Raw genomic sequence first — 8,324 nt, forward strand, 5'->3', positions numbered from 1 at the left:
TGCGCCCAGACAATCAAGCCTAGGAAACTAATCACCATACTCGAATACGCGATCGCGCCGTAACCAAAAATCGGCTTGCGACAATGCACGGGAATCACTTCGGAAATCACCCCGAAAAAGGGTAAGACCATGATATACACCGCAGGGTGTGAGTAAAACCAGAACATGTGCTGATAAACTACCGGTTCGCCACCACCAACTGGATTAAAGAAGGCGGTACCAGCAATCAAGTCGAATGAGAGTAAAATTAGTGCCCCAGCCAATACTGGTGTCGCAATTAGCATCAACAAGGAAGTTGCCAACATCGCCCAACAAAACAGCGGCATTTGCATCATCGACATGCTCGGAATCCGCATCTTGATGATGGTGGTGAAGAAATTAATTCCTCCCAAAATCGACGATGTCCCCAGTAATAACAGGGTCATAATCCAAATCCCCTCACCGACTTTACCTGTAAGTAAACTCAACGGTGGATAAGACGTCCAACCAGCTTGCGCTGGGCCGAGAAAGAAGCTGAGAATCAAGAGTAATCCTGTCGGTGGAATGATCCAAAAAGCGACGGCATTGAGCTTGGGGAAAGCCATATCCCGTGCGCCAATCATCAGCGGCAGCAGATAGTTGGCAAACGCGCCGGTACCAGCGGGGACGATCCACAAGAAAATCATGATCGTCCCATGCATCGTAAACATACTATTGTATGTAGCCGGATCGACTAAATCTGGATCGGGAGTAGCGAGTTCGGTCCGAATGCCTTCGGCCAATAATCCACCGATGATGTAGAAGATAAAGCCAGTGACAAAGTACTGAATCCCAATTACTTTGTGATCGGTACTAAATGTAAAATAATCTTGCCATCTGCGAGGATTATGAACGACATCATCCTCTTTGGTAGGGGTAGGAATTGATAGTTCTGCTGTCATCGTCTAGGGAATAGAGGGTAGGGGATAGGGGATCGATAAATAGCAACAGAGCTAACAGATCCCCCTGATAGTTCCAGTCGTTCCAGTAATGTGGGCAGTGCCCACCAGCTAGGTTTCAGTCATCACTAAATGTGCGGATCTACTTACCCAACTTAGTAATTGCTATTTGGTAGCCGAGGCGATCGATAACATCTTCATGTCGTGGTGCAGGTGGGCAATCGTCTCCGGCTGCACGCCCATTTCGGTGGCGTAGGGAGCTAGATATTTACTCGTAGAGAGATTGGCAGGATTCATGGCGATCGTTTGTTTGACAACTTCAGCTTGAGCTTGGGTGGATTGTTGCTGGCTGGCAATCCAGGTATCGTACTCTTCGGGAGTATGAACGATCATCCGTGTCACCATCGAACCGTGATAGCCACCGCAGAGTTCGGCACAACGCAGGGGATAATTACCGACTTTATTGGTGGTGAACCGGAGCTGGGTGGGCGTACCGGGGATCACGTCTTGCTTGAGTCGCAGTTGCGGAATCCAAACAGCGTGAATTACGTCTTGGGCATTCATATTCAGTTGCACTTCTTTGCCGACTGGGACATGCAGCTCGCCAGAGGTCACATTCACATCAGGATAAGTAAAAATCCAAGCATATTGCAAACCCAAAACGTTGACATTCACCGCAGCCGCTTTACCCTGGTTGGCTGGCGAAGCACCAACACCGATCGCCGCAATCAGATTACTATTGGAGCTGGGCATCCCAGGCATCGTCGCAGCCATAGCACTGCCTTTGCCGCTGGGCATACTGTGCATCGCATGAGCACCATTAGCGGATGGATCGAAACCACCCATCTCATTGTATATTTCAAAACTGTAGATCGAAATCCACAACACGATCGCCGCAGGAATCGCCGTCCACAAGATTTCTAAAGGGACATTACCTTCGATCGCGGCACCGTCGCCGAGTTCTCCAGGTCTGCGCCGAAATTTAATCGCCGAGTAGACGATGACACCTTGAACTAGCAAAAACAGGCCGACGGAGATGGTCATCATGGCATTGAATAAGCCATCGATGTGAGCGGCTTCTTCGGAAGCGGCGACTGGCATCAATCCATGATTCTGTCCGTACCAGAGACTAACTAAGGTTAGTCCTATGCCCAGCAGGAGGGTAATAATTGAGCTAGGAATATTCATCGATTATTTCAGGGATGGAAGGTTTGTGGAATCGGGAGGGAGATATCGTTTATTGTGGATCTGCTGCTGTGGAGCATCGAGCTTGGATTTAAAACCGAGAATATTTCAGCTTGTCAGAGCACATCCAAGTTTTCGGTTGCCATGCTGGCAGAGCAGGCTTACAGGCAATTTTTAGCTAAAAATTTAGTTAAGTATTTATAATAATGGCGATCTGAAAATAGAGGTAGTTACGGTTACTATCTTACTAAGGTACCGTAGGCAATTAGAGCGATCGGCACTTATTCGCATTTCTTCAGATTTTCTTTGGGATTGACTGCAAGCGCGATCTCAGTCGTAATTTTTGAAGATGGCGATCGCCACAGATCTTTAATACTTTCTTTGGGATCTAAATCGATCGATTGTCAAAGTCAGCCAGCGCATGGGTTCTCACTCTTGCCTAGGCGTATTTAAGCGATCGAAGTCGCGGTTGACACCCTCGCAGCCACTAGGTATTAATGCTAGTTTGAGAATAATTATCTAGCTCGTCTAGTCCATAACAGCACAACTAGACAACCAACTCGGCGATCGCCAATTTATGTCAGACTCTGCACTCACCCCTCAATCTCCTGCGGGTAGAGACGCATCTCTATCCCACCACGCGAATTCTCTACTCATTCACACCCGTATCCGCCGATCAATCTGGAAGATCGCCTTTGCCACGCTCTTACTGATGGCGGTAGGTAGTGCCACCAGAGTCATGAATGCTGGCTTGGCTTGTCCAGATTGGCCATTGTGTTACGGGCAATTGGTGCCGACGGCACAGATGAATCTTCAGGTATTTTTGGAATGGTTCCATCGCTTGGATGCTGCCCTGATTGGCTTGAGTACCTTGCTCTTGGTGTGCTCATCCTGGTGGTATCGCCACCAACTTCCCACTTGGCTACCCTGGGCGACGACGATGGCAATGGGTCTGATTTTGGTTCAAGGAGCCTTAGGCGCATTCACTGTCACCGAATTACTCCGCTTTGACATCGTCACCGCCCACCTCGGCACAGCCTTACTATTTTTTATTACCTTATTGACGATCGGTACTTGCCTACTCCCCGTCTCCCAGTCGCCAAATCTCCAAATCTCTTCGCCGCCAACTCCCCTTCTCCCCCTCACTGCTGCAATTTTCGTCTATATTCAAAGCATCCTCGGTGGTTTAGTCGGTTCTAGATGGGCACTCCACCAATGTTTTGGCAACTCCGAACTATGTGCGGTGATGAATAGCCACATCATTGGGGTGGTACCGGCGACGCTGAGTTGCCTTGCGGTAGTTATAGTTGTCTGGCGCAATGCAAATTTACCTCGATCGATTCGGCAGCTAGCGGCGGGAACTGCGGGATTATTAGTTTGTCAAATCTTGCTCGGTGTGGCTACCTTTAAACTCCATCTCCAAGTCGCACCACTGACCGTCATCCATCAAACTGTTGGCGCGCTCTTACTCGGTACACTCGTTGTCCTGACCGGATTGCTGTGGCGACTAAATCGCTCGACCGTTATTAATCATTCGATCGACACCGCCCGATCGTCGATCCGATCTTGACGACTCAGATTTGTCTCGTTGTTGCGGTAAAAAAATATCCCCCATCCCTAAATATGCAAGAGCTTCTCAATCCATCATTAGAGTGCAAACACCAAAACTTCCTCCAAGTTATTCAGAGTTATTATCAACTGACTAAACCTCGGATTATTCCGCTGCTGTTAATTACGACTGCTGCGGCGATGTGGTTGGCTTCAGACGGTCAAACCGATCCGGTCTTGTTTTTGGTGACAGTTATCGGGGGGATGTTGGCCGCAGCTTCGGCTCAAACGATGAATTGCATTTACGATCGAGATATCGATTATGCGATGGAACGCACTCGCAATCGACCGATTCCTTCCGGTCGCGTCAAACCCCTCCATGCAGGCATCTTTGCCGCAGTTCTCGCCGGATTATCCTTTGCCACGCTGACCATTTTCACCAATCTCTTAGCCGCGCTCCTAGCAATGGCGGGGATTGGCTTCTATATGTGGATTTATACCCACCTGCTCAAACGACATACTCCCCAAAATATCGTGATCGGTGGGGCGGCGGGTGCGATTCCGGCACTAGTAGGTTGGGCAGCAGTGACGAATAGTTTGAGCATCGAAGCTTGGATCTTATTTGCGATCGTCTTTATCTGGACGCCGCCACATTTTTGGGCATTGTCATTGATGATTAAAGATGACTATGCCAAAGTCGGGATTCCGATGATGCCAGTGGTGGTTGGTGATGCCGCTACCGCCAAACAAATTTGGATTTACACGCTCTTACTGATGCCGACTACGTTGTTGCTCGTTTATCCGTTGGGAGCATCGGGAATTGTGTATGCCATCTCCGCGATCGGTTTGGGCGGAGTGTTTGTCTATGAAGCGTGGAAACTATTACACGCACCCACTGACAAGACTGTCGCCAAATCGATGTTCAAGTATTCGATCTTGTACATGATGTTATTGTGTACGGCGATCGTGGTCGATAGTTTGCCTCAGACTCAAGCTGCAATCCAACTGTTATTAAAAGGTATTGTCTAATCTTCCCTTGGCATAAAGTCAATCGAATCCCGATCTCAGTCTAGCGGATGCTCACTCAATAAATCGATCGGCTTCGATCTCGCGTTCTCGTAGCGTCGCCTCTGGCAAATTGCACATTGTCAGAGGTTGTTCCAGCGAACTCATGGCTACTAATGAGTGACTTGCGATTACCTACTGCGAGCGCGGCCACGCCAACGAGATATTTGGCAATTGTTAGGCTCTCAGCCCATGACACAAGTTATCATAGATAGCTGAGACATCAATCTCAGAAATCAAGGCAACTAACCATGCAAGTAGTTATCAGTCCCCAATCCCTCCTCGAAACGGGTATCAGAGTCGAGAAAGTCGATGACTTACGGCTGTTCAAATTTACGGACGATCTTCAAGATAAACTGGAAGAACTAATAGCCAAAAATCAGTCGGCAACACTCACACATACCGAACAAGAAGAACTAACTAGTATTAGCGAACTCGATCGCATCTTCACGTACCTCAATTCGCTATTGGTTGCCCAAAAATGAGTGTAAGTGAATTTACTAAAAAATATGTTCGTAACCGAGCAGATTATTTGTGTGAATATTGCCATTCACCAGAAAAAATTAGTTCTTCTCGTTTTACAATCGATCATTTGCAACCGCGATCTCTAGGTGGTTCGGATACGGAAGAAAATCTCGCACTTGCCTGTAATCGCTGCAATCAAAACCGCTATAATTTTGTGGTCGGACGAGACCTGGAAACTTCGACTATTTTACCGTTGTTTAATCCACGAAATCAGTTGTGGCAAGAGCATTTTATCTGGTCGCTAGATGCAACTAAAGTCATTGGGACTACTGCGATCGGGCGAGCAACTTGTGACAGATTAGATATGAATGATGAAAAGTATAAGGGAGAAAGATCGATCCGCGAAGCTCGTGCATTATGGCTCGAAGCAGGTTGGCATCCACCAGCAAACGATCTTCGGCAATTAAAAGTTTAAACTCCACAGAAATAAGATCGAACAATTTATCGATCGTTGTGAAAATATAGCAGAGAAGGATAAATAATGGAACTAAATGAATTGCCAGGATCGGAGTTAATCTTACCTGGGCTGGAAGATCTTTCCCACGGCAGAAATAATACAATTGGGTCGCTATTAATCTCGTTGGCGTAGCCTCTCTGAAAGAGACTCGCATCTATCCGTTTAACCGCAGCGGGGTTGGATATTCCGCAGGTGTCTCTAGTGTCAGAGCCAGAACTAGCTTTATATACTCATCTTCAGATCGATCGCGATGATGCTTATTCTTGCTACAATGCTTTATTAAATAGCCTCAACAGCTTTTATGCTGCACTTGAACTGAAGTCTAAATATCAATGAGTGAGGAGTTTGGGTAAGTAAACAGTAGGGTCGAATATGACTGCATATCTTTGTCGTATGATTGTGATCGAGAGCAATGTCTACCATATATTTGTACTTGCAAATAATTAAACTGATTTTGGTAATTTGAAGGTCTTAAGACGACCTGTTCGATCGATCTGAGCAAGAAAATTTTATGCTGTTTCGATCAACATTTATCTATTCTCAATTTGCGAATGTAGAATAGAAATAACAGAGAATAGATTCCATGCTCAAACCTCAAGACATCCCCATCCTCCTCAAAACCCACCTCTGGCAAGATCGCCAGTGGCGGTATAGCGACTTAGCCGAAAGCCTCGGCATGAGTGCCTCCGAAGTCCATAGCTCCCTCAAACGCAGCACAATTGCCAAACTCCACAACCCCCTCACCCATCAACCCCTGACACCCCATTTATTAGAACTGCTGATTCATGGCTTGAAATATATCTACCCCGCCACTCCAGGGACATTAGTGCGCGGAATGCCCACCGCTCATGGCATCTCCCCACTCAAAGAACAGATTGTCAGCAGTCAAGAACCGCTAGTTTGGGCATTTCCGACTGGTACAGCGATTGGATTGGCACTAACTCCCCTCTATCCATCCGTACCGCTTACAGCTAGCTTAGATCCCCAACTATATAAATTATTAGGGCTGGTAGATGCCCTCAGAGTCGGGCGGATTCGCGAACAACAATTAGCCGCTATTGCCCTGCAAGAACGATTGGGGGCGACACTGTGAGCGATAATTCAATTGCCATGCTGATGGTAGTCCCAACCTAATCGCAGAAATAACCACGAGTGAGTCGGAAGTAAGGAATTTCATCACCGCATGGGTAAGAACCGAGCGCAAAAACTTAGTGCAATGGCTCCTGCATTTCTATCTTCTAGCGATTCTCTACCGAGAGGCTTCGCCAACGATTAGCTGGAAGGGATAAATTATTATTAGAGACAATTACCTCCGGTAGGCTACGCCAACGATCTATTGGCTGGGTTAAGCTTAGATTAACGACATCGATCGCAGTTTAGATAATTCTGGTGAAGAAGAGGAATAAATAATGAAAGAATATAACTTTACCTTAAAATTTAATTTCCCCGATCCTCGGATCGATCCCGATGGTTATATCGATCGATTATATGAAGCTGGATGTGATGATGCCTTAATTGGAATTGGCAAGCAAGGGTGTATTGCACTAGATTTTATTCGATCGGCATCCTCAGCTTTTGATGCGATATCTAGTGCGATCGTCGATGTCAAAAAAGTTATCCCAGATGCTAGTTTAATTGAAGCAACACCAGATTTTGTTGGCTTAACAGATACTGCCAAAATCCTGGGATGTAGTCGGCAAAACATTAGAAATCTGATTTTCAATGGCGATCCGAGATCTCCTTCGCCCGTCTATGAAGGAACACCTTCAATTTGGCATCTAGCAGAGATTTTGACTTGGCTTAGAGAAGATAAGACATACTCGATCGATGACTCATTATTAGAAGTGGCAATTGTCAATATGGAGTTTAATATTGCCAGAAAATGGCGGAAAATAGCACCAGAGCTGCAAGACAATATTCGCGCTCTAGTTTGCTAATTAAGCGACATTTCTATCGGCTCAGTTGCGCTGAAAAAGGATCGAGATGTGCGGTAAACTAGCAGCAGTGAGTGCAGCCAGAGCCATTGAGAATTTACTTCTACAAAGTTAATGCAGCCTATGGTTGCTTTTCCAATTTTTCGCCACACTCGATCGTCATGCCCAGCAGTACCGCCGATCGATCGGTTGGGGGATATTGGCCAACGGTCGAGCACTACTATCAGGCACACAAGTTTCACGGCACGAAATTTGAGTATCTAATGGCTCAGATTCAAGCCTCACCCACTCCAGAATTAGCAGCTCAGATCGGGCGCAACTGTGAATATCAACCGCACCCCGACTGGGACGTCTGTAAGTGCGAGATCATGTACCGGGCGATCTGGCAAAAATTTAGCACTCATGTTGATATTCAGCAGATTTTACTCGATACGCGAGACGCTGAAATTATTGAAGATTCGCCAGTGGATTACTTCTGGGGCTGTGGCAGCGATCGCACTGGCGCAAATCAGCTCGGTCGGTTCTTAATGCAGGTGAGAGCTAAACTACAAGGAGATCGATCTTAAGTCTGATTTTGACACTCAAAACCATTCCAAATTCCCCGTAAAAGTAGCGAAATCTAGAATGGGGCATTGCTGATTTGAAGTATGAAACGATCTCGAAATTTGGGTAGGGGCAATTCATGAATTGCCC

General features: G+C 46.6%; 9 protein-coding genes and 1 pseudogene. 8 read left to right on the forward strand and 2 right to left on the reverse strand.

Annotated features, from left to right (window positions below; genetic code table 11):
- The coding region (locus RMO27_RS16425; RefSeq protein ID WP_309734439.1) for a cbb3-type cytochrome c oxidase subunit I at positions 1 to 920 on the reverse strand (920 nt) is incomplete at its 3' end.
- 162 nt (positions 921 to 1,082) lie between these two features.
- A complete protein-coding gene (locus RMO27_RS16430; protein ID WP_309734441.1) occupies positions 1,083 to 2,105 on the reverse strand; it encodes a cytochrome c oxidase subunit II in 1,023 nt (340 codons plus the stop codon).
- A 574-nt stretch (positions 2,106 to 2,679) separates the two neighbouring features.
- On the opposite strand from RMO27_RS16430, the gene RMO27_RS16435 reads away from it, so the two are divergent.
- The 8 genes and pseudogenes from RMO27_RS16435 (at position 2,680) to RMO27_RS16470 (ending at position 8,197) form a co-directional block, all read left to right on the forward strand.
- Positions 2,680 to 3,672: a heme A synthase gene (locus tag RMO27_RS16435; RefSeq protein WP_309734443.1), complete on the forward strand. Its 993-nt coding sequence runs from the start codon at positions 2,680 to 2,682 to the stop codon at positions 3,670 to 3,672.
- Between the two features lie 53 nt (positions 3,673 to 3,725).
- Entirely contained in the window at positions 3,726 to 4,679 is a 954-nt protein-coding gene (locus tag RMO27_RS16440) for a heme o synthase (RefSeq protein WP_309734445.1), read from the forward strand.
- A gap of 287 nt (positions 4,680 to 4,966) precedes the next feature.
- Complete coding sequence (locus tag RMO27_RS16445; RefSeq protein ID WP_309734446.1) at positions 4,967 to 5,200, forward strand: hypothetical protein; 234 nt, start codon at positions 4,967 to 4,969, stop codon at positions 5,198 to 5,200.
- Positions 5,197 to 5,655, forward strand: a complete 459-nt coding sequence (locus tag RMO27_RS16450) for an HNH endonuclease signature motif containing protein (protein ID WP_309734448.1) — start codon at positions 5,197 to 5,199, stop codon at positions 5,653 to 5,655. The genes RMO27_RS16445 and RMO27_RS16450 overlap by 4 nt, the downstream gene beginning before the upstream one ends.
- Positions 5,656 to 5,721: 66 nt before the next feature.
- A pseudogene (locus RMO27_RS23920) lies at positions 5,722 to 6,033 on the forward strand (hypothetical protein).
- Positions 6,034 to 6,280: 247 nt separating this feature from the next.
- Positions 6,281 to 6,790, forward strand: coding sequence for a hypothetical protein (locus tag RMO27_RS16460; protein ID WP_309734452.1), 510 nt, complete (start codon positions 6,281 to 6,283; stop codon positions 6,788 to 6,790).
- Positions 6,791 to 7,106: 316 nt separating this feature from the next.
- Positions 7,107 to 7,634, forward strand: coding sequence for a DNA-binding protein (locus RMO27_RS16465; RefSeq protein WP_309734453.1), 528 nt, complete (start codon positions 7,107 to 7,109; stop codon positions 7,632 to 7,634).
- 71 nt (positions 7,635 to 7,705) lie between these two features.
- Complete coding sequence (locus RMO27_RS16470; protein WP_309734456.1) at positions 7,706 to 8,197, forward strand: NADAR family protein; 492 nt, start codon at positions 7,706 to 7,708, stop codon at positions 8,195 to 8,197.
- The last annotated feature ends 127 nt before the right edge of the window (positions 8,198 to 8,324 follow it).

The organism is Chamaesiphon sp. OTE_75_metabat_556 (assembly GCF_031378165.1).
Taxonomy (GTDB): domain Bacteria; phylum Cyanobacteriota; class Cyanobacteriia; order Cyanobacteriales; family Chamaesiphonaceae; genus Chamaesiphon.

Coding starts and splice junctions, on each gene's coding strand:
- RMO27_RS16430 (WP_309734441.1), bottom strand. CDS start 2,105: ATGAATATTCCTAGCTCAATTATTACCCTCCTGCTGGGCATAGGACTA.
- RMO27_RS16435 (WP_309734443.1), top strand. CDS start 2,680: ATGTCAGACTCTGCACTCACCCCTCAATCTCCTGCGGGTAGAGACGCA.
- RMO27_RS16440 (WP_309734445.1), top strand. CDS start 3,726: ATGCAAGAGCTTCTCAATCCATCATTAGAGTGCAAACACCAAAACTTC.
- RMO27_RS16445 (WP_309734446.1), top strand. CDS start 4,967: ATGCAAGTAGTTATCAGTCCCCAATCCCTCCTCGAAACGGGTATCAGA.
- RMO27_RS16450 (WP_309734448.1), top strand. CDS start 5,197: ATGAGTGTAAGTGAATTTACTAAAAAATATGTTCGTAACCGAGCAGAT.
- RMO27_RS16460 (WP_309734452.1), top strand. CDS start 6,281: ATGCTCAAACCTCAAGACATCCCCATCCTCCTCAAAACCCACCTCTGG.
- RMO27_RS16465 (WP_309734453.1), top strand. CDS start 7,107: ATGAAAGAATATAACTTTACCTTAAAATTTAATTTCCCCGATCCTCGG.